Origin of the sequence: Prevotella sp. Sow4_E9_plate (assembly GCF_052116205.1) — a bacterium.
In the GTDB taxonomy this organism is placed as follows: Bacteria; Bacteroidota; Bacteroidia; order Bacteroidales; family Bacteroidaceae; genus Prevotella.
In genome coordinates this window covers 1-21,199 of the sequence record NZ_JBQKLN010000049.1, presented here as the reverse complement: position 1 = coordinate 21,199, position 21,199 = coordinate 1, and the positions used below count along the sequence as shown (strand labels likewise).

Annotated in this window: 18 protein-coding genes and 1 pseudogene; 8 read left to right on the top strand and 11 right to left on the bottom strand. The window is 44.7% G+C overall.

Annotated elements, in window-relative coordinates; translation table 11 throughout:
* Window positions 1-77 precede the first annotated feature (77 nt).
* The 8 genes from ACTQ53_RS14650 (at window position 78) to ACTQ53_RS14615 (ending at window position 12,476) form a co-directional block, all read left to right on the top strand.
* A complete protein-coding gene (locus tag ACTQ53_RS14650) occupies window positions 78-4,439 on the top strand; it encodes a cobaltochelatase subunit CobN (RefSeq protein ID WP_441933803.1) in 4,362 nt (1,453 codons plus the stop codon).
* Window positions 4,440-4,504: 65 nt separating this feature from the next.
* Window positions 4,505-5,194, top strand: a complete 690-nt coding sequence (locus ACTQ53_RS14645) for a hypothetical protein (RefSeq protein WP_441933793.1) — start codon at window positions 4,505-4,507, stop codon at window positions 5,192-5,194.
* Complete coding sequence (locus ACTQ53_RS14640; RefSeq protein WP_441933791.1) at window positions 5,194-5,796, top strand: MotA/TolQ/ExbB proton channel family protein; 603 nt, start codon at window positions 5,194-5,196, stop codon at window positions 5,794-5,796. Before ACTQ53_RS14645 ends, ACTQ53_RS14640 begins: the two co-directional genes overlap by 1 nt.
* Before the next feature lie 70 nt (window positions 5,797-5,866).
* Complete coding sequence (locus ACTQ53_RS14635; protein WP_117729579.1) at window positions 5,867-6,211, top strand: DUF2149 domain-containing protein; 345 nt, start codon at window positions 5,867-5,869, stop codon at window positions 6,209-6,211.
* Between the two features lie 170 nt (window positions 6,212-6,381).
* A complete protein-coding gene (locus ACTQ53_RS14630; protein WP_441933789.1) occupies window positions 6,382-6,864 on the top strand; it encodes a calycin-like domain-containing protein in 483 nt (160 codons plus the stop codon).
* Between the two features lie 35 nt (window positions 6,865-6,899).
* Window positions 6,900-9,074, top strand: a complete 2,175-nt coding sequence (locus ACTQ53_RS14625) for a TonB-dependent receptor (protein ID WP_441933787.1) — start codon at window positions 6,900-6,902, stop codon at window positions 9,072-9,074.
* A gap of 137 nt (window positions 9,075-9,211) precedes the next feature.
* A complete protein-coding gene (locus ACTQ53_RS14620) occupies window positions 9,212-10,843 on the top strand; it encodes a beta-N-acetylhexosaminidase (protein ID WP_441933785.1) in 1,632 nt (543 codons plus the stop codon).
* Between the two features lie 184 nt (window positions 10,844-11,027).
* On the top strand, window positions 11,028-12,476 hold the full coding sequence (locus ACTQ53_RS14615; protein WP_235304665.1) for an AAA family ATPase: 1,449 nt from the start codon (window positions 11,028-11,030) through the stop codon (window positions 12,474-12,476).
* A gap of 83 nt (window positions 12,477-12,559) precedes the next feature.
* Here ACTQ53_RS14615 and ACTQ53_RS14610 read toward each other — a convergent pair whose 3' ends face one another.
* From ACTQ53_RS14610 to ACTQ53_RS14560, 11 genes and pseudogenes are all read right to left on the bottom strand, one after another.
* Complete coding sequence (locus ACTQ53_RS14610) at window positions 12,560-12,910, bottom strand: hypothetical protein (protein ID WP_441933782.1); 351 nt, start codon at window positions 12,908-12,910, stop codon at window positions 12,560-12,562.
* Between the two features lie 121 nt (window positions 12,911-13,031).
* Complete coding sequence (locus ACTQ53_RS14605; protein WP_441933780.1) at window positions 13,032-13,859, bottom strand: DUF6591 domain-containing protein; 828 nt, start codon at window positions 13,857-13,859, stop codon at window positions 13,032-13,034.
* A gap of 47 nt (window positions 13,860-13,906) precedes the next feature.
* Window positions 13,907-14,323 (bottom strand): hypothetical protein, encoded by a 417-nt coding sequence (locus ACTQ53_RS14600; protein WP_441933778.1) that lies wholly within the window; start codon window positions 14,321-14,323, stop codon window positions 13,907-13,909.
* A gap of 18 nt (window positions 14,324-14,341) precedes the next feature.
* Entirely contained in the window at window positions 14,342-14,689 is a 348-nt protein-coding gene (locus tag ACTQ53_RS14595) for a hypothetical protein (RefSeq protein WP_289167365.1), read from the bottom strand.
* Window positions 14,690-14,701: 12 nt separating this feature from the next.
* Window positions 14,702-15,040: a DUF4339 domain-containing protein gene (locus ACTQ53_RS14590; protein WP_289167367.1), complete on the bottom strand. Its 339-nt coding sequence runs from the start codon at window positions 15,038-15,040 to the stop codon at window positions 14,702-14,704.
* A 12-nt stretch (window positions 15,041-15,052) separates the two neighbouring features.
* A complete protein-coding gene (locus tag ACTQ53_RS14585) occupies window positions 15,053-16,417 on the bottom strand; it encodes an SPFH domain-containing protein (RefSeq protein WP_441933775.1) in 1,365 nt (454 codons plus the stop codon).
* Window positions 16,418-16,435: 18 nt separating this feature from the next.
* Window positions 16,436-17,605, bottom strand: coding sequence for a hypothetical protein (locus ACTQ53_RS14580; RefSeq protein WP_441933773.1), 1,170 nt, complete (start codon window positions 17,603-17,605; stop codon window positions 16,436-16,438).
* Between the two features lie 26 nt (window positions 17,606-17,631).
* Window positions 17,632-18,486 (bottom strand): annotated as a pseudogene (locus ACTQ53_RS14575) (AbaSI family restriction endonuclease).
* Window positions 18,487-19,209: 723 nt separating this feature from the next.
* Complete coding sequence (locus tag ACTQ53_RS14570) at window positions 19,210-19,716, bottom strand: hypothetical protein (RefSeq protein ID WP_441933771.1); 507 nt, start codon at window positions 19,714-19,716, stop codon at window positions 19,210-19,212.
* Window positions 19,717-19,724: 8 nt separating this feature from the next.
* The gene (locus tag ACTQ53_RS14565; RefSeq protein ID WP_441933769.1) at window positions 19,725-20,210 is read right to left on the bottom strand and encodes a hypothetical protein; all 486 of its coding nucleotides are present in this window, start codon (window positions 20,208-20,210) and stop codon (window positions 19,725-19,727) included.
* Window positions 20,211-20,283: 73 nt separating this feature from the next.
* Window positions 20,284-21,057 carry an energy transducer TonB gene (locus tag ACTQ53_RS14560; RefSeq protein ID WP_441933767.1) on the bottom strand — a complete coding sequence of 258 codons (774 nt, stop codon included), beginning with the start codon at window positions 21,055-21,057 and terminating at the stop codon, window positions 20,284-20,286.
* Window positions 21,058-21,199: the final 142 nt, after the last annotated feature.

The window sequence follows — 21,199 nt, the reverse complement described above, 5'->3', positions numbered from 1 at the left end:
AATTTCTCAATAACCCTTACCTTTGCAGCCCGAAAAAAGGAATAGATATGAAAAAAGGAATAGGAAAAATCAGAAAGATTAAAAAGAAACACATCTTCCTGGCCTTGTTGGTCGTGATTGTTCTGGGAGGTCTGGCGAAGGCTTACTCTGCCTGGGTGGGTACTACCCGCATCGCTTTCCTCAACTATCAGGCTATTGCGCTGGGACAGATTTCGCATGCCAACGATAATGCGATGATTAAACTGAGTGAAATCACAACCGATGATTTCGGTCATCTGGATGATTACGATATGATTATCGTGAATGGTATGGGTCTTCGAATCGACGAGAACCAGCGCAAGCAGTTGGAAGAGGCTTCCTACAAGGTGCCGACCCTGACTCATGCTGCTACCAACCCTGCCAACAATATCGTATCAGTAGATAACTTCGATGCCGATTATCTGATGCAGTACATCGAGAACGGCAGCAAGAAGAATTATCACAGTATGCTCGCTTACATCCGTAAGTTTATCGACGGTAAGAAGTTCATGGCTCCAGAACCGGAACGTGTGGATGAGCGACCAGACTATCTCCTGACTCATTTCGACCCGAAAGATGAGAAGGGTGATGAACTGGGCTTCAACAGCATCCGCGAATATAATGCCTTCCTGGCAAAGAACGGTTTATATAAAGAAGGTGCTCCTACCATCTTGCTTACCGGTTTTATGGGTGCGGCTCCTGATATGGAAAAAGCTTTCGAAAAGAAGGGATTCATGGTGTATCGCATCAATAAGCTTCAGAGCTTTATCGCCGGTCATCATGCCGACAGTATTCAGGCGAATGCCGTAGTGAATATGGCGCATGGCAGACTGGGCGATTACTTCGTTGAGTTCCTGAAGCAGAAGAATATTCCATTGTTCTCACCTCTTAATATCAACCGCTTGACCACCGATTGGGAGAACGACAAGCAGGGAATGAACGGCGGTTTCATGTCGCAGAGCATCGTGACTCCGGAGATTGATGGTGCCATCCGTCCATACGTGGTTTTCGGTCAGCGCATCAACAAGGAGGGCTTGCAGGAGGTTTACGGCATCCCTGACAGAATGGAGAGTTTCGTGGAGAGCGTGCAGGGCTATGTGAATCTGAAGAACAAGAAGAACAGCAGCAAGCGCATCGCCATCTTCTACTTCAAGGGTCCGGGTCAGAATGCACTTACCGCTTCGGGAATGGAAGTGGTTCCATCGCTCTACAATCTCCTGGTTCGCTTGAAGAATGAAGGATACAATGTAGGCAAGTTGCCTGCCAATCCTCAGGAACTGGCAAAGATGATCCAGGCTCAGGGTGCCGTCTTCGGAACCTATGCCGAAGGTGCCTATACCCAATTCCTCCAGTCTGGACATCCAGCCCTGGTAACCGCCCAGCAGTTTGCCGGATGGACCCAGAAGGCTTTGTCTAAGAAGATGATCAAGGAGATGAACCAGCTCTATGGTTCCTTCCCAGGCAAATATATGGCTACCGATGATGGTAAGTTGGCGGTGGCAAGACTGCAGTTCGGTAATGTGGCATTGCTTCCACAGGTGATGGCAGGCGTGGGAGGCGACTCCTTCAAGATTGTGCATGGCACCGACCAGGCACCTCCTTACACTTATGTTGCCTCTTATCTCTGGGCTCGTTATGGTTTCAGTGCCGATGCACTTATCCATTTCGGAACCCACGGTTCGCTGGAATATACCCCGAGAAAGCAGGTGGCACTCGGCAGCGACGACTGGAGTGACCGATTGATTGGTGTGGTTCCACATCTTTATATATATACTATCGGCAATGTGGGCGAGGCGATGATTGCCAAGCGCCGCACCTATGCCCAGACCCAGAGCTATCTCACTCCTCCTTTCAAGGAGAGCGAGTTGCGACAGACCTATAAGCAGTTGAGCGATGCCATCCAGTCATACGAGAAGAAGGCATCTGCCGAACAGTCGCTCAAGGTGAAGGCGCTGACCGTGAAGATGGGAATCGCCCGTGAACTGGGGCTCGATGCCAAGCAGATGAACAAGCCTTATTCTGCAGATGAAATTGCGAGAGTAGAGAACTATGCAGAAGAGTTGGCAAACGAGAAGATTACCGGCAAGCTCTATACTCTCGGTGTGCCATACGATAATGATGATGTCCGCACCAGTGTCTATGCGATGGCTACAGATCCTATTGCCTACGGAATGCTGGCAGTAGATAAGCTGAAAGGTCGTGCCCAGGAGGGTGTGGAGAAGCACAAGCAGCTTTTCGACCGTCTCTATCTGAGCAAGGCACGCAATACCGTGACCCAGCTTCTGGGTTCAGCCTCGGTTTCTGATGAATACATCTGCCGTTATGTAGGAATCACTCCTGCCGAACTCCAGATGGCGCGTAAGGTAGAGGCGATGCAGGCAGCTCCGGATCCTATCCAGATGATGATGCAGATGGCAGACCAGATGGGTGGAATGAAGGAGGCGAAGCCGAAGAGAGTGGACCACCGTACGGTAAGCGAGCTCCGTGCTGCCAAGGTTTCTCACAAGAAGAAGATTCCGCAGATGAGTCGTGAGGCTTTTGAGAAGATGGAACAGACCGGTCGCTTCCCTGACAAGATGATGGAAGCCATCAAGAAGGGACAGAAATGGTATCAGGAGGATTTGAAGAAGGTGAAGATGGCGAAAGCCGGCAAGGGCAAAGCATCTCAGAAATCTTCTAAAGATAAGGGTATGATGATGTCGAAAGCACCTAAATATACCCGTCAGCAGATTCATCTGGCTCAGGCGATTACTACCGTAGAGCATGCCTTGCAGAATGTGGGCAAGTATTCGGAGGCGCTCCGTCAGAGTCCGTTCAACGAGATGTCTTCTCTGGTGAATGCCCTGAATGGCGGCTTTACCGCTCCATCTCCTGGTGGTGATCTGATTGTGAATCCAAACACTCTGCCTACCGGTAGAAACCTCTTCTCCATCAATGTGGAGAATACACCTTCGGAGGATGCCTGGGAGAAGGCGAAGGAACTTTGCGACAATACCATCAAGATGTATTGTGAGCGACATAAGGGTGAATATCCTCGTAAGGTGAGCTACACGCTCTGGAGTAGCGAGTTTATCGAAACAGAGGGTGCTACCATCGCCCAGATTCTCTATATGCTCGGTGTAGAACCGGTAAGAGATGCCTTCGGTCGTGTTACCGATCTGCGTCTCATCCCATCCAAGCAGTTGGGCCGTCCTCGCATCGATGTCGTGGTTCAGACTTCCGGTCAGCTCCGCGACCTGGCAGCATCCCGTCTCTTCCTCATCAACAAGGCGATAGAGATGGCGGCAAATGCCAAGGGTGATAAGTACGACAACCTGGTGAAAGCCGGTGTTACCGAATCTGAAAGAGTGCTCGTAGAGAAAGGTATGTCGCCAAAGGAGGCACGCGAGGTAAGTATGTATCGTGTCTTTGGAGGCGTAAACGGCAACTATGGCACCGGTATCCAGGAGATGGTAACCGCAGGCGACCGCTGGGATAAGGAGAGTCAGATTGCCGAGGTCTATATGAACAATATGGGTGCCTACTATGGTGATGAGAAGAACTGGGAAACCGTTCGTAAGGCTGCTTTCGAGGCAGCGCTGACCCGTACTGATGTGGTAGTTCAGCCACGACAGAGCAACACTTGGGGCGCCTTGAGTCTCGACCACGTATATGAGTTTATGGGAGGTATGAACCTCGCAGTGCGCAACGTAACCGGAAAGGATCCGGATGCTTATCTCGCCGACTATCGCAACCATAGCAATATGAGAATGCAGGAGGTGAAGGAGGCTATCGGCATCGAGGGCAGAACCACCATCTTCAATCCTGCCTATATCAAGGAGAAGATGAAGGGTGGAGCCAGCAGTGCCAGCACATTCGCCGAAATCGTAACCAATACCTACGGCTGGAATGTGATGAAGCCAAAGGCAATCGACAAGGAGATGTGGGACGAGATCTATAATGTATATGTCAAGGACAAGTACCATCTCGGCATCAAGGAGTTCTTCGACAAGCAGAATCCGGCAGCGCTGATGGAGATGACCGCCGTGATGATGGAGAGTGCCCGCAAGGGAATGTGGAAGGCTACTCCCCAGCAGCTCAAGGACATTGCCAAGCTTCATACCGAGACCGTGAACAAGTATAAGCCTTCATGCTCCGGTTTCGTCTGCGATAATGCCAAGCTCCGCAACTATATCGCCAGCAAGACCGATGCTGCTTCTGCCAAGGAATATCAGCAGAATGTAGAGCAGATTCGTGATGCTGAGGCTGCGAAGAACAGCAGCGACAAGGGTATGGTGATGAAGAAGGAGACGCTGAATGAGGAGGCTCAGAAGACCACCACTGTGGTGAGCGGCATCGTAGTAGGTGTCATCGTCATCGTTGCTTTCGTTGTGCTCGCGATATATTTGCGACGTCGTCGCAAAATGATGAGTGAAGAATAATTCAACACTTAACAATGAAGAATAATTCAACATTCAACATTTAACATTCAACATTTTAAAAAAAAGTGGAGACATTAGTTTTAGTAATGATGATATTGGTTTGCTTCAGTTTTGTGCTGAAGCAGACCTTCCACGGAGTGAAGGAGATTATGATCATCTCGGTGCTCGTAGCCTTTTTCGTGGGAATGACCTGGCCATTCGCCATCGAGCAGTCGAAGACGCAGATTGCGGCCTGGATAGCTGACCAGAAGCTGATGCTCGATATGGCGGTGCTGCTGAGTATCGACGTGGCACTCACGATGCTTTTCTGTGTGCACCACGTAGCTCTGAAGACTTCGGAACATGTGAGCCGCCGCAAATGGGTGTTCTTCATCTTCCTGAAGTACTTCCCGGGGTTGCTGGTTTTCCCTGTGCTGTTCAGCGTTCTGGTGATGACCATCTTCCATCTTCCCGGCGTATCGTTCCAGGTAGTAGCATGGGTGCTTGCTGTAGTGCTGCTGGTCTTGACTCCGGTATTCACCTATAGTTTGAGATGGCTCTTGCCGGAGCGACCAATCCGCTTGGAACTGCTTTTTCTGGTAGAGGTGCTGCTCGGATTGATGGGCATCATCGGTACGGTGAATGGCAGGACTGCCGTGGCAGGCTTCAATAGTTTCGATGCCCTCTCGCTTCTGGGTGTCATCGCCATCGTCATCGTAGGAATGGCTATCGGATGGGCAGTTTACAATTATCAAATTAAAAAATATAGAGTATAATGAATTACATATCAGATGTATTGTTTTGGATTTCCACAGGCATGCTGGTTCCTGTGATTATTTTGTTGATTTTCTTCTTCCTCAGAGCCTTGCTGCTCCTCGGAGGTTTCTTCGGACAGTATCTTGTAAAACGCAAGTCGGGTGCGGAGATTCGTGAACAGATGAACAACCTGACGCTCGATAATATCGATACCCTGGGCGATCGCTTGCCAAAGAACAAGCAGGCTGTCATCGTTTCCTATATGAAGAAACTCGTGGACAATCGTCAGAGTAAGGCGCAGGTGAACCGCATCCTCGACCAGTATGCCCAGTTTGTTGAGAAGGATCTTTCTCTTCCTTCTACTCTTCTGAAGATGGGTCCGATGCTCGGTTTGATGGGTACCTTGATTCCGATGGGTCCAGCCCTGGTAGGTCTTTCCACCGGTGATATTGCTTCGATGGCTTACAATATGCAGGTGGCTTTCGCTACCACCGTAGTGGGATTGTTTTCTGCAGCCATCGGTTTTGTAACCAAGCAGACCAAGAACCGCTGGTACACTGAGGATATGAGCAACCTCGAATTTATGGCAGACCTTTTGGAGGAAAAGCAAAAAGGCTTTTAAAGGTAAAAAGGTAAAAAAGTAAAAAGGTAAAAAAGGCTTTTAAAGGTAAAAAACTAAAGACATATAATTTATGAGACAGAGACGCAGAAATAGGCTTGCACATGATGGCGAGGATGATGATCCGATGAGCGTAGTGAGCAACCTCTTCGATGTGGCGATGGTATTTGCCCTCGCCCTGATGGTAGCCCTCGTTTCGCGCTATAATATGACGGAAATGTTCAGCAAGGATAACTTCACGATGGTGAAGAACCCTGGCAAGGAGAATATGGAAATCATTACCAAGGATGGACAGAAGATCAATCGCTATACTCCTTCTGAAGACCAGAGCCAGAAATCTGGCAACAAGGGAAAGAAGGTGGGCATCGCTTACCAGCTGGAGAATGGCGAAATCATCTATGTTCCGGAAGATAAATAATTGAATTTCCGTATATCAGGAAGTTAAAGGAGTTAAGGCGTATGTCTTGCTGCTTAAAAACTACGCCAAAAAGACTATTGTCTTAACTCCTCAGCGACCGTAGGGAGCGATAACTCCTTTAACTTCTGAACTTGAATAAATAATATTGTAACTAAAAGAAAAATAAGAAAATGAAAAAGTTTAAGACAATGATGGCCATGATGTTGGCTTTGGTTTCTATGTGTGTAGCATTCAACTCTTGCAGCAGTGATGATGATAATGATACTGTGGCAGCTGCCAAGGAGATTGCCGGTTCATACACCAGCTCTCTGGATATGACCGTAATGGGCGAGGCTTCTACATACGATAATGTTACTATGAAGATTGAGGCTATTGATGATGCTACCGTCAAGGTTACCTTACCTGCTTGCGGCGAGGGCATGATGGCTCTTCCTGCTCTAGAGGTTCCTGCAGTAAAGGTTTCCGGTTCCAATGGTGCTTATGCATTTGCTCAGGAAAACTATGCCGGTACTGTTACCGTGAATGGTGCAGAGAAGAACTATACCGTAACCTTGCAGGGTACTTTGAAGGACAAAACGCTGACTGTCAACTACTCAATACAGTATGGCAAGATGCCTATGCCGATGATTGCTAAGTTTGTTTGTACAAAATAAAAGGATTGTTTCAGGATAAACTTTGATATAATTCGATGAAACAAAAGATATTCGCACTATTCCTGATCCTTTGCGGATTGTGCCTGAATCTGAAAGCTGAAACCCAGGGAGATATCGTGGGTAGAGTGCTCGATGATTCGGGCGCACCTCTGGTGGGTGCCACCGTCCAGATGGTGAATGCCAAGGGAGGAGTAACCACTGATGAAGACGGATATTTCCGCATTCCTTACAGCAAGGAGGGAGCGGTGAGAGTGAAGGTGAGCTTTGTGGGCTATCAGACTCAGACTTTCGTACTGAAAGCGGATGAGAGAAAAGGTGAGCAGCATGTCCTTCGTCTTCAACCGGATGCTACAGCCCTCGATCAGGTGGTAGTTACCGCAACCCGAACTCCGAAGGCTTTGAAGGATGCTCCTATGGTAACCCGTCTGATTACCGCCAATGATATCAAGATTGCCGATGCTACCAATATCCAGGACCTCCTCACCGAGCAGATGCCGGGTCTGGAATTCGGCTATGCCATGAACCAGGAGACTTCTCTCAACATGAATGGTTTCGGTGGAAACGCCGTGCTCTTCCTCGTAGATGGTGAGCGATTGGCTGGTGAAACCATGGATAATGTAGATTACAGCAGATTGAATCTGGATAATGTGGGACGTATCGAGATTGTGAAGGGTGCTGCTTCGGCGCTCTATGGTGCCAGTGCCGTAGCCGGAGTCATCAATATCATTTCCCGTGAAAACAGCGAGCCTTGGACTGCCAATGTCAACACCCGCTACAACGACTTCAACAAGGAGTGGCGCCACGGCGGAAGCTTCAGCTTCAATGCCGGGAAATGGAATTCGCAGACCAGCATCCAGCGCACCACATCAGATGAGGTGCAGCTCACCAGTCCTTTCGATACAGAATCCAACATCCTCCATATCTATGGTGGTGAGACTTTCAATGTGAAGGAGCGTCTTACCTACAAGCTTTCTAATAAGGTGAAGTTGATAGGTCGTGGCGGCTATTTCAATCGTATCAGCAATCGCAGCAACTACGATGATCACTATAAGGATTATTCTGCCGGACTGAAGACCGTGATGAATCTCTCGGAGAATGATAATCTGGAGATTTCATACGGCTTCGACCAGTATGACAAGACCCGATTTGTGAATAATGAGCGCACTCACGATCACGATTATACCAATCGTCAGAACACCGTCCGTGCCCTCTATTCCCATATCTTCGGCAAGAACACATTGACGGCAGGTGCTGATTTCCTGAACGATTATCTCACCACCTATCAGTTTGCCAACAATGGTTCCAAGACTCAGAATTCATACGATGCTTTCGCCCAGTTCGATTACAATCCTTTGCAGTGGTTGAACATCGTGGCTAGCCTTCGTCATGATTACTTCTCTGCATCCAGCCAGCATGCCACTACCGGTCGTCTGGCTCTGATGACCAAGTGGAAGGGCTTTTCCATCCGTGCCAACTATGCCGGCGGATTCCGTGCCCCAACCTTGAAGGAGATGTATATGAACTTTGATATGGCGGGCATGCAGATGATTTATGGCAATCCGGATTTGAAGCCGGAGAAGAGCGACAACTTCAACCTGGCGCTGGAGCATACCGGCAGGGTGAAGAATGCTGGCTTCTTTACCGGTCAGTATAGTCTTACCCTGATGGGCTATTATAATAAGTATGATAAGCGCATCACTACCGAGGATTATGCCGATTATACCCCGGGAACCGGTCAGCCGGATGTGGCTTCCCGTTATTGCAATGAGGATGGAGTAGAGGTGAGCGGCATCGACTTCAGTGCCCAGTACCGTTCGGATATGGGACTTGGTGTGAAACTCGACTACAGTTATCTCCATGTAGGTGGCAGAAGCGTAGATTCCCAGTTCTCCCAGCCTCGTCCGCATTCTGCAACCTGGCGTCTCGACTACGATCGTCAGCTCTGTTCGTTCTATCGCATCAATGCCGCTCTGTCAGGCAGATACCTGTCCTCTCCTGATACGAACATCGAGAAGCATGACAGCAGTTATCAGTTGTGGAAGTTCACGCTTCAGCAGCGATTCCTGGATGCCGTCAATCTGAACTTCACGGTAGATAATCTCTTCGATTATACACCAGAGAAGTATTATTGGAGTTCGGCGATGACCACCGGTCGCACCTTCTCTGTGGGACTTTCGGTTGACATCGACCGCATCGTGAATCTGTTCTAGAAACCGTCATCTGGCAGTTTCCAGACCCAAAATAGGTTAAAAAAGCCATAGTGAAGGATGCTTTTCTTCAAATTATGCCGTACTTTCGGTATAAAATCGTAATTTTGCAGTGATTTAAAACCTATTCATTCAAAATTATGATACGAAGAATCATTCTAACTATGGCTTTTTTGGCTAGCCTTTCATTATCAGCCAAGGATGTGAACATGGGCAGTTGGCAGATTGTTCCATTGCCTCAGCAAGTCAAGGAGATGAGTAGCGCTCCTTTCCGCATCACAGCCAAAACTACAATCTATTATGCTGCTGGAGATGAGAAGCAGAAGAAGGATGCCGAGTTCCTGGCATCTCATATCAAGGAGGTAACCGGTATCGGGGTAAAGACTACCGACAAGCAGGCGAAGGGTCAGATCCGTCTGGCGCTGAATGCTGGCGATACTAAATCTGAAGCTTATTCTCTGGTGGTCAACAAAAATGGCATCACCATTTCAGCCACCTCTCATGTTGGTATCTTCTATGGCATCCAGAGTGTGATGAAGGCATTGCCTATCACCCGGAATGTGAAGAGCGTTTCTCTTCCTGCAGCCGAGGTTACCGATGCTCCCCGCTTTGCTTATCGTGCGTTCATGATCGATGTGGGCCGTCATTATTTCAGCGTACCTTATCTCAAGAAGTTGATTGATGTCTTTGCGATGCACAACATCAATTATTTCCACTGGCACCTTACCGAGGATCAGGGCTGGCGTCTTGAAATCAAGAAGTATCCGATGCTTACCCAGATCGGTTCCAAGCGCAAGGAAACCATCCTGCCAACCAACAAGAACGAGTTTGATGGCGTTCCCGTGTCAGGTTATTATACTCAGGAGGAAGCTCGCGAAATCGTGAAGTATGCTGCCGACAGATACATCACCGTGATTCCGGAGGTGGATATGCCGGGCCACATGCTGGCTGCCCTGGCATCTTATCCGGAGTTGGGCTGTACCGGTGGTCCTTACGAGGTAGCTACCCGTTTTGGTGTTTTCGAGGATGTGTTGTGTGCCGGCAAGGCTCAGACCCTTCAGTTTGCCAAGGACGTGATGGATGAAATCATGGATATTTTCCCATCAGAGTATATTCATATTGGTGGCGATGAGTGCCCAAAGAACCGCTGGAAGGTTTGCGGGAACTGTCAGAAGAAGATTGCAGAGCTCGGTATCCAGGAACTTCCTAATCACAGCAAGGAGGAGCAGCTCCAGACCTGGTTTATGGGAGAGATAGAGAAGCAGATCAGAAACCGTGGCAGAAAGATGATGGGTTGGGATGAGATTCTGGAAGGAACTCCATCCAAGGACATCACCGTTTGCGGTTGGACCAGTGTGAATGCCAGCATCCGTTCAGCCCGTGAAGGTCATCCAACCATCGTGGCTCCTATTTCGAATTTCTATTTCAGCAATCCTCGCATCAACAAGATAGAGGGTATTCCTAGCATCCAGCGGGTATATGATCTGGATCCTTGCTCTGATAAGTTGACTCCTGCCGAGCAGCAGAACATCATCGGTGCCGAGGGTTGTATCTGGACCGAGTGGGTAAAGGATGCCAAGAAGATGGAGTGGGAGTTGTTGCCAAGACTTGCCGCCCTTTCTGAGGTGCAGTGGACTGCCAAGGATAAGCGCAACCTGGAGAACTTCTTCCCAAGAATGCTCCACATGCAGGATCTCTACCGCCTCTACGGCTTGAATTACAAGGCTGATATCGAGGATGCCGTGAAGAAGCATCTGGAAGAAAAGAAGTAATATTTGTAGATAGCACCGCCCTAACTATATAAAATAGGTAGTTAGGGCGGTGTTATCGTTTATAGGTGCGCCCTAACTATGTTAAAAAAGGTAGTTAGGGCGGTACTATCCTTGCAGATTTCATTTTTTTTGTTTATCTTTGCACCGATAAAATTTAGTATAAATGAAATAAAATCAGAAAGTTATGGATGCAAACGGAATAATAGGACGTGAATATGAGCAGAAACTCATTCTGGAACGTTGTAAAAGCAACAAGGCAGAACTGATAGCTATCTATGGTCGTAGGCGCGTAGGAAAGACTTTTCTGGTTCGAAAAATATTCAACGACCAGTTTGCCTTTTCCTTTATTGGTATGTATGAAGTGAGCCGTGCGGTACAGCTGGAGCAGTTTCGGATGGCGTTGGCGCAGTATGCTAAGCAGACCGTGCCCAAGCTGAAAACCTGGTTTGAGGCTTTTGCTGCTTTGCGTGAATATCTGTCGGGCTTATCTCAGCAGGAACCGATTGTTCTGTTCTTTGATGAGTTGCCTTGGATGGATACGCCCAAAAGCAATTTTATCGCAGCTTTCAGTTATTTCTGGAATTCATGGGCTTCTATGGTCCCTCAACTGAAACTTATCGTCTGTGGTTCTTCCACCACATGGATGTTGGCTAAGTTTATAGGCGATAAGGGCGGATTGTATGGTCGCGTTACCCGGCAGATCTATCTGGCTCCATTCTCTCTGGGCGAGACAGAACTGTTCTTAAACGAATTGAAAGGCCTTGCTCTTACCCGCCAGCAGGTATTGGATGTGTATATGATATTGGGGGGTATTCCTTATTATCTTGATATGCTGGAGCGTGGTGTGCCGTTAGATGTGTGCATCGACAGACTGTTTTTCTCGCAGGATTCGCCATTACGTGGAGAATTCGATTTCCTCTTCCGTTCCCTCTTTAATGACTCCAAGCATTATCGCAAGATAGTAGAGGTGCTTTCTGAAAAAATGAAGGGGATGACCCGTAAGGAATTGATGGATGAGTTGAAACTGAAAGGCGGTGGACAGTTATCAGAAATCCTGGAGAATCTGAAGAAATGCGATTTTATCAGGAAATATGCTACCATAGGAAAGAGTGAAAGGGATGCCCTATATCAGTTAACTGACTTATACTCATTGTTCTATACCCGTTTTGTGGCAAATAACAGTGGGCAGGATAAGAACTTCTGGAGTAACATGCGTAATTCGGAAAATAGAACAGCCTGGAGCGGTTATGCTTTCGAACAGGTATGCCTACATCATATCCCACAGATCAAGAAGGCATTGGGTATTTCTGGTGTTTTGGCGAATGTTTATTCCTGGTCCTGCCGTCCTTTTGTAGATTCTACTGGTGCAGAATGGCGAGGAGGTCAGATAGATATGCTGATAGACCGTGCTGATGGAGCTATCAATATCTGTGAGATGAAATATGCCAAGGATGAGTTTGTGATAGATGCCAGCTATGAGCAGCGGCTGCGTGACAGGATGTCTTCCTTCTCTGTGGCGACCAAGACGAAGAAGGCATTGCTGCATACTTTCATCACGACTTATGGGGTGAAGCAGAATATGCATAGTGGATTGGTGAATAGTGAGGTAAGGATGAATGATCTCTTTGGATAAATGGTATTTTAATGTCCGTTTTTATAACTGATACTGCCCCCATGAGATAGGGGGCAGGTCGGTGAAAAACGTTGAAAAATCGCCTAGAACCATCTCTTCTTCATTTTCTTCAAGAAATCCTTGGTGATAGGGAAGCCGGAGGCATCACCTATTACGGAGTCGGTATGGCAGAAGGGACATTCAGCTGTAGGCGGCTCATCAGGAAGGTAATCCGTGATTTCAGATGGTGTGAAGATTTCGCAGCAGCTGAAGCAACCGCACTTTTCAGACTTCTCTATCTGTTCCTTGTTGCGGATGCTGCATTCATGAGCCTGGCGGAAGATCTTGTCTTTCTCCTCCAGCTCCTCTGTTTCTAAAACTTCGATTTTGAAGATGGCAGGAACATCCCGATGGTGTGGATGCTCAGCCAAATGCTTGAATTCTTCATAATACATGTAATGCTTTAGCTGTTTATAGAACTTTCGTTGGCTTCTGAAGTTTTGTGAAAGTGTTCATACTTAATACTAATAGGAGGTAAATTCCTACTATTAGTATTTACCTCCTACTCGATTTTTATTAGTTGTTCGTATCTTCTTGCATTGCTGAAAGCATCTTTTTTTGAATTTCAAGGAATTTATTCATTTGTGCAGTTGTCATATCTCCCTTGACTTCTTTCAACTTTTCGTCAAATTCTTGTGCTTTCTTCAGCAGACTTGCATATTCTGTCATGGCAGATAAGTCACCATTGGCAGCTTTCTTCATAAACTGGATGTATTTGTCAACGTATTCGCTATAAGTTTTGAGAATCTCGTCAACATTGTTACTTGAAATGTCATCAGATTCAACGTCGGTGTTACTATCTGTATCAGTAGTTTCTTCATCAGTAACTTCAGACGACTCGCTGCTATAGTATTGCTCTTTGTAGAACGAAACGTCTTTTAAGTTAATATTTGCAGCGTCATTCATGATTTTTTTATATAAATCACCATTTGCAATGCTGTATTGGAAGGTAAACTCTTTCTCTTCACCTTCTTTTCCCTCTGTAACAAATTTGAGAAGTTTACTGTCTTCACTATCCTTTAGAATTAATTTGTCGAGTAGTGATGTACCATTCTTGTCTAAGATCTCAAGATTCCAACCACTTATATGCAAGTCTTTGTCTTGGATTGGTCTTTCGAGACGTAATTTAATCTTAATAGATAGCGTTTGGGTAATGTCGGTTGGTACGACTCCTACAAGAGTATAGGTTCCATCTACGATAGAAACGACATCGGCACTGTCTCCTAAGACTTCTGCATTTGAAATTTCTAATTCTTTTGTGGCATCCTTAGGACCGCCACAAGAAGCCAAGAATGCTATAGCGCATAAGCAAATAGCAAACAGATTAAAAAGTTTTTTCTTCATAATTCTTGTGTTTTAAATTAATGTATTAATATTTATATATAGTTATATTAGCGACCAAATGCAATTCCGAGCAAACTTATAGCTGAGAGAAGTGCCAACCATCCCCACCAACGTGTGAGTGTTCCTTTCTTTCTTAAGAATGGAATACATAAAGTGATTACGAAAATGCAGAGTTCTAGTCCTGCTCCAATGAGTGGGTTAAAGACGATGAAAGATAGAATATCAATTCCGAGAACCACAATTAGCCAGACAAGAGAAATGAAAAAACGTAATATATTGCTGGCACATCCAGCTCTTTCTGCTTTATCTTCTTCGCTCATATATATATCTTCGGCCTTTTCAATTACCATGTCTTTAGCTTTGTCAATTGCCGCATCTTTCACTTTATCAACGGTTATATCTTTAGCTTTAGACACAGCTGCGTCCTTAGCTTTATCTATCAAAAAATCAGTTATGATTCCCATATCAATATAATTAAAGGATTATTGTTTACTTTTATAAATACCATTTACAGTTAATAGTAAAATGAGAGATATGATGCCATTTAATATATAAAAAGAGGTATTGACTCCAGTATATGCATAAATGGCATTTAATACTAATAGCACCAAGGTCCCAAGGGCGCAAGTTGCTCGAATCATCGTACCAGAACGAGGATATTCCTCATATTCGATACCCACTAAACCAATTCCTAATAGAGCAGTCTCTATTCCGATGGCAAAACCTAATGGCTGACCATTCATTGAGTCTTGTGCCATCGCATAGAAGCCCCATCCTAAAAGGGCTCCTATGCAAATGGCAACTATGGTCCTGACTAAATCGATTTTCATGTCATTAATCATTTATGGGTTCAATAATATGATTTTTTGCACTTCTGGTACATTCTTGGCTTGCATCCATCCACTCATGCCAGGTTTCCATACCATGGTCTCTGATGTGAGTGACTTGGCTTTAGCCAATGTTGCAAGCTCTTCTTCGGAGAACCCTCCTGCAACGGCATTGTTGACAAGAACATGATACTGGACGGGCGACTTTCCTTGTTTGAGGTTGTTGCCCGTTCCTGCTATCTGCATGTTTCCAATGCAATGGTTCATTGTGCTCACCATTTGTTGAGCAATGGCCATTCCCATACCAAACTCTACGAGATGGTCGATGGTACTAAATGAATTGTAATTGTCCATAGTCTCTTTTTTTTATGGCATTGGTGGAGGTGGAGGAGGAGTTGCTGTACTTTGGAAGAGACTTCCTAATTCAGGCACATTGCTTGCCAATTCCCATCCTGTCATGCCTTGTTTCCATACGTATGTCTGAGGTGTGAGTTGTCCTTGTTGCACCATCTGCTGTAGCTGGTTCATATTGAAAGGACCTGCTTGTTGACCATTCACAGAAACATGGTATTGCACGTTTGGTGGAGGTGGTGGGGTATTCATCTGGCCATTCATAGCATTGCCCATTTGGTTCATCATACCTGCCATCTGTTGTCCCATGGCTCCACCCATAGCCATACCTGTCATGATTCCGGCAGGGTTCATACTGCTACCACCATTGCCGCCCATATTCATGCTGCCCATCTGCCCAAGATTCTGTGCTCCAGTTTTGAGCACTTCTGCTTGCTGGTTGATGGCATGAGCTCCAATGAAGTTACTTTCAGTCTGCAGACGTTGAGCACGCTGACTTTCCTCACGTTGAATGCGCATGGTTTCTTCCATGTTCTCTGCATTGATGCGTTGAGTGTCCTGCATGTTCTTGATGTTGATGTCTGTCTGAGCTTCGATAGTCTTGGCTTGTTGACCTGCAGTGAGACGGCGCAGCTCTTCGTAACCTTCGCTTTCCTTGTCTGGCTCGATGGCTGAAAGGTCGAAACGTTTCAACTTGACACCGAAGTCGTCGGTGAAAGCTGGTGTTAGCTTCTGCTGTATCAAGTCGCTAATTTCCATTACCTTACGCTCAATCTGTAATACTGGTATCTGATTGTCCGATGGAACGTTGGTGATGAACCCCTTGACGTATTTCTTGACTGCATCTTTTATTTGATTTTTAAATGCTTCCAAGTCGAAGTCAATCAAGCGATGTAACTTGATGAATGCCTGATAATCCTCTAGCTGGAATGTAATTGAACCTCTTGCAGCCATTGGCACAGCAAAATCCAAAAAACGTGGATCATAGACATCAAAGTATGGCACGGCAAACTTTACTTGTATGATGCCTGCCAAGTTGATGAAATACACTTCTGCTTGGAATGGTGATTCACCACCGAATGCCAAACCTACAATACCAGTTAAGATAGGAAAGTTGGCTGTCTTTATGGTATCGTCGTATGGACCAACAATGAAATCTTGCATGACTCCATTGCCTTTTTGTTTATAGACGAAGACTGCAACTTCTCCCTCTTTCACTCTCAAACTGCTACCATATCTGATAGCGTTTTCTCTTGATGTAGAGTTGGCTTCCTGTCCTTCTGGTCGCCACTTCCATACCAAGTATTCTTGTTCGTCGCAGCGGATGACATTCATCAATCCACCCGACTTTCCTTTACTTCCAAATCCGAATAGTCCCATAATATTTTTTTTAAAAGGTTAGTTCTCTGTTGAGGATTCGTCTTCACTATCTACATCAGGTGAAGTTTCATCTGCAGAAGTTTCGTCTTCTGTCACATCACTTTCCTTGCTCGAACTTTTGTCGAAATATTCTGTAGAACTAGATTCGTCAGAGTTCAAGTCAACGCCTATTTCTGATGCCAGTTCTTCCATCTTGTCTTTGTCATAAGATGGAAGCTTTTGTAAACCTGCGAGGAATAAAGATTTAGCCTTGTCAGAATCACCGTTTGACTTATATGCAAGGACAACTTTACTCAGTAAAGAACGATATAGATCGCTAGCTGTTCCTGACAAGTCAACGGTGCAATTTTCCAAAGCATCGGAAGCTGCGTCAATATCTCCTTCTTTCAAATTTGCATTGACGGTTTGTGACAAGTCTTTGATCTCCTGTATATTTGCATCTTCTTGTGCTTTAATCCCTTCCAATGTTGTGTTAAAGCTGTGCGAGCTATACCAACTGCATCCGCCAAGGCATAGCAGAACTACGCAAGCAATGAATGTCTTCGATTTGAAGAAGCTCTTGATTTTATGCGTTTTTTTGTCTTGTTCAAATGTGTCGTAAAAACCTTGAAAGTCTTTGTCATTAGGGAATGATATCTGAGCTTTGTTGATGCATTCTTGATATTTCTTCCAATATGCAGATGACAAGCTAGAACCATCATTGATGTGCGGCTTCATTGATGTTAGAAATTCTAACAAGTCGGCTTTTGTATTAGGAATAGGGAATGATTCGATAATAGTTTTCTTTTGCATTCCTAAAAATGAGCCATTCAATTTGTCTGCGAGTTTCTTAGAAGACAGATTAGCTTCAATACTAGCAAATTCATATCCACATTCAGGACATTTTGCTTGAAAAGCTTTGATTAAAGCTCCACAAGCAGGGCATTTTCTAATCTCTCCATATTTATCAGATTTTGGCGCAGACTTTTGAGCAGCCTTTGCTTTCTCCATTTCCAACTGATGCTGTTCAGCCTTTTGAGCTTCTTTCTTTTTTAACTCAACCAAACGGGCATCAAGAACCATCTCGAACTCATCGAGGTCGATTCCCATAGATTCTGCTTTCTTGAAGAGAATCTGTTTCTCTTTTTCGGTTAATATGCCATCAGCCAAAGCTGCACTGATAAGCGCTTCAATTTGTTCATTGTACATAGTTCGTAATTTTTTATTTAAGTATATTACAGTTCATATATATTACTTTCTCTATGCCAGATGCACTTTCCCCTTTTTCGGGTTGCATCTGTATCTAAGTGGAATACACCGACAAATCGGTAAAGCTCTATGCCAAGTGCATCTTTGGTACGGAAGAAAGCGATTCGCTTCTTGTTGTCTTTTATACAATCAGCTACATGCTCCTCTCGCTTTTTGTCATCTTTGTTGTATTCGGTAAAGATTTCACCGTCATCAGAGAGTTCGTTACTTCAACCACTTCGGTTGTTGATATTAGGATACCAAACCTCAAAATTCTCCTTGCCAGGCACAGGAGTAGTTCCCATTCTTTGAAAACCACGATGCTTTGGAGTAGTATCGAATATGGCACAGATATCATCTATAGTTCTTAGACAATCTTGATCTTCAACATTCAGAATGCCTTTCTCTTTATGGTATTCTACAGTGAGCCATTTGCTCATATTCCAAGGCTTGATGCTGTCTCTAGATTGGGCTATTTTTTCTTTGATACAGGCAACACATTCATCTATCTGTTGGTGAATCTCTTCAAGAGTTCTCCATTCTCTTTTCTTTTCAGGTTTGCCGCATCTTATAATGTAAAGGTCGCCATGGGTGAGATTTACGATGTTGGTGTTTCTGTATTCATCCTCTTCAACCTGATTTTCGTGGTAGGGTTCATTTACTTCTACGAAGATGTTGAGTTGGGGTAAATACAGGTCGGCAAGGGCATGCTTTCCATTAGGTAACAAAACTTCCTGTTGCCCTTTGAAGAGTATGCTCGCATCATCTAGCTTGTCCCAGATACGATGGATTACATAGCTTTCGGTCTTCTTGTGCTTCATGTTGTAGAAGAGTCGTTCCATATAATCCAGTTGGTAATCAATAGGTGCTTTCTGTTGTCTCATAAGCTTATCATTTACTTGTTTGTTATTTTGTTCTTAGGCACAAAAAAGGTGCGAACCAATTTCATTCTGTTCTGAAGGTTCTGGACTACCTGTACACAAAGAATGAAAATCAGCTCACACCAATGGGTATATGTTGATACCCATCCCGCCGAAGCGGAATGGATACAATAATACACGGTTGGGTGAACAACTTCTGTCTTCGTTCTTGTGTACAATGAATTGTCCAGATTCTCAGTACGAACCAAGCATGGTTGTTTCCTTAACATGTCTGCTGCTTGTTTATAACAGCACTGCAAATATACCATTTTTTTTCTAAAGTTGATCATTGTGAGCTGATTTTTTTGCAAAAATAGGTGTTTTTTCTGCTTTTACAGCGTTCCATTCCGTTCCAAGTTCAAAATATAGGGCGTTTTTAGTCGAAATATTGGCTTTTGTGTGTGTTGGTTGGATTTGTTTCGCTATCCTTCAGAAAATGTCAGATTGTCGAAAGATGAAACCTTCGAGTGCCATCATTTGGAAGATTGATATCACAATAAGGTGGTTTTCATATTTTTTGTCTCTAACGGAGTTAACCTTTAGTCTCTTAGAAGATACTCTTCTCCTCTCCCGTAGGATGAAAATAAAGAAAACACTCATGGCATTCGCTATTATATCAATAGGAAAGCCATGAGTGTAATTGGTTTATTGAAGTCTTAATTTTCTAGAACCTGTCCAACTTACTTTGCTGATAGATTCTGAGGTAAGTTCAAGTGTCTTGTAATCTTTGGAAACGGTACCTCGTAGGACTAGATCGTTGGCGTAAACAGTTATGTCATAGCCATTCGCTTCCCATTCTCCACTCCAAGTGGCGTCGTCTTGCAAGGTTTCCTTGATGCTGACTTTGCCATTGTTCTTGAAGGTGATGCGCAAAGACTCAGTAAATGTGCTCTTATCCAAGTCTCTTTCGTCATCATATACGATGTCGTCTTCTACTTGGCGTGTTACCTTATATACCATTTTTCCTCTTTGTGCAACTGTGTCGCTAAAGATTTTTGTATAGTCCACTTGTGGCTCTACTTTTTCGGAAACGATGGTGTCTTTTATTGCCGTACTGTCTACGGTTTCAGCATCTTTAGTCTGTTTATTGCCACAGGCGGTAAATGATGCGACTAGGCAAACGCCTAATGCTGTGATAATAGAATGTCTCATGAGGCTTGTTATTTGATTTCCTTTACAATTTTTGCGGATGCAGCACAGTCCTTGGCTCTAACCAGAGTGATGTCACCTTCATAACTGTCTGGCAAAAGGGTAAAGTTGAGATGATCACATTCAGCAAAGCCGTTCTTCATGTGATAACTAACATTTGTGAGAAACTTCTTGCCGTTTTGTATCAAAACTAAGGCATCTCCTTCGTGTTGACCATCAAATGCATCTGCGCAATCTTTCTTGACGCCAGACTTCTGTAATGCCTCCTTTACAGACATTCCTACTGCCAAATTGTTTGATTTAGTAATACTGTCTGCTTTTGCAATACTATCAGCACGAACTATGCTGTCGACCCTAGCGATACTGTCTGCTTTAGCTTGTGCTATGGCAGCTGAGTCTATTCCATTTTCAGAACTGTTTCTATTGCTGTTGGAGCAACTTATGATGCTTGTTGTGAAACAGACAAGCATCATGATAAAAAAATGTTTCTTTTTCATTGTCTTGTAATATATAATTTACGTATTTACCACTTTACTGCAGCCACTTTTCCGTTTTTGGTATAGATTCTTATTATAATGCAAATACAACAGGAACTTCGTTTTTTACACGTACAGCAATACCTTTCAGTTTACCTGGATTCCACTTTGGCATAGCCTTAACAACACGTATAGCTTCCTTGTCAAGTGATAGGTCAACACCGCTAGCAACCTTAACATCAGATATGGAGCCGTCTTTCTCTATGATCATCTGTACGAGTACACGTCCTTGTACGCCGTTTTCCAGTGCCGTAGCAGGATATTTTACATTGCTCTTCAGAAAAGACTTCATAGCGTTTTCACCGCCAGGAAAAGATGGCTTTTCATCAACGGTGTCAAATTCTTGGGCCTCGTAGTAATTTATTGTAGGGAATACTTCAGGCTCTTCGTTCTGATTCCAATTTACAAGTTCATTGTATTTAAGCGAGTCGCTCTGCAACTGGAAAAACATATCTTCTAAAATGACCCCATCGGGATTTGTTTGCCATGTTATCTTCTCCTCCTTCATATTTACGTTATCAATCTTGATGTAGATGCTTCCGTTGGCAGTGATGTTGTATGAGAATGAGAGACCAAGTTTAGATATAGGTATCACGATATTTCCACCGCCTTTTCCTTCAGTATTAGCAGGTTTGAATACTATGTCCCACTCATTATTGTTCGACTTATTGTTGAAGAAATAATGGTTTTTGATTTTTTTGTTAAAGTCGTTCACCAAATTTGGGCTTGGCTTAGTGACAGTTGTTGTATGAGCTTTTTGTGTAGTGCCTCGTCTTGCTTGTCCGAAGGTTGGGCTTCCTGTTAGCATAACGAATATTGCTAAAATGATACTTTTTCCGATGGCAAGTTCTCAATAGAAGTGCAAAAATCTGAGGGGGTTTCAGGCTTAATAATCTATACCTGAAAACACCGAGGGGTTTGGGGGCGAGTAGCCCCCATGTATTGAGCTA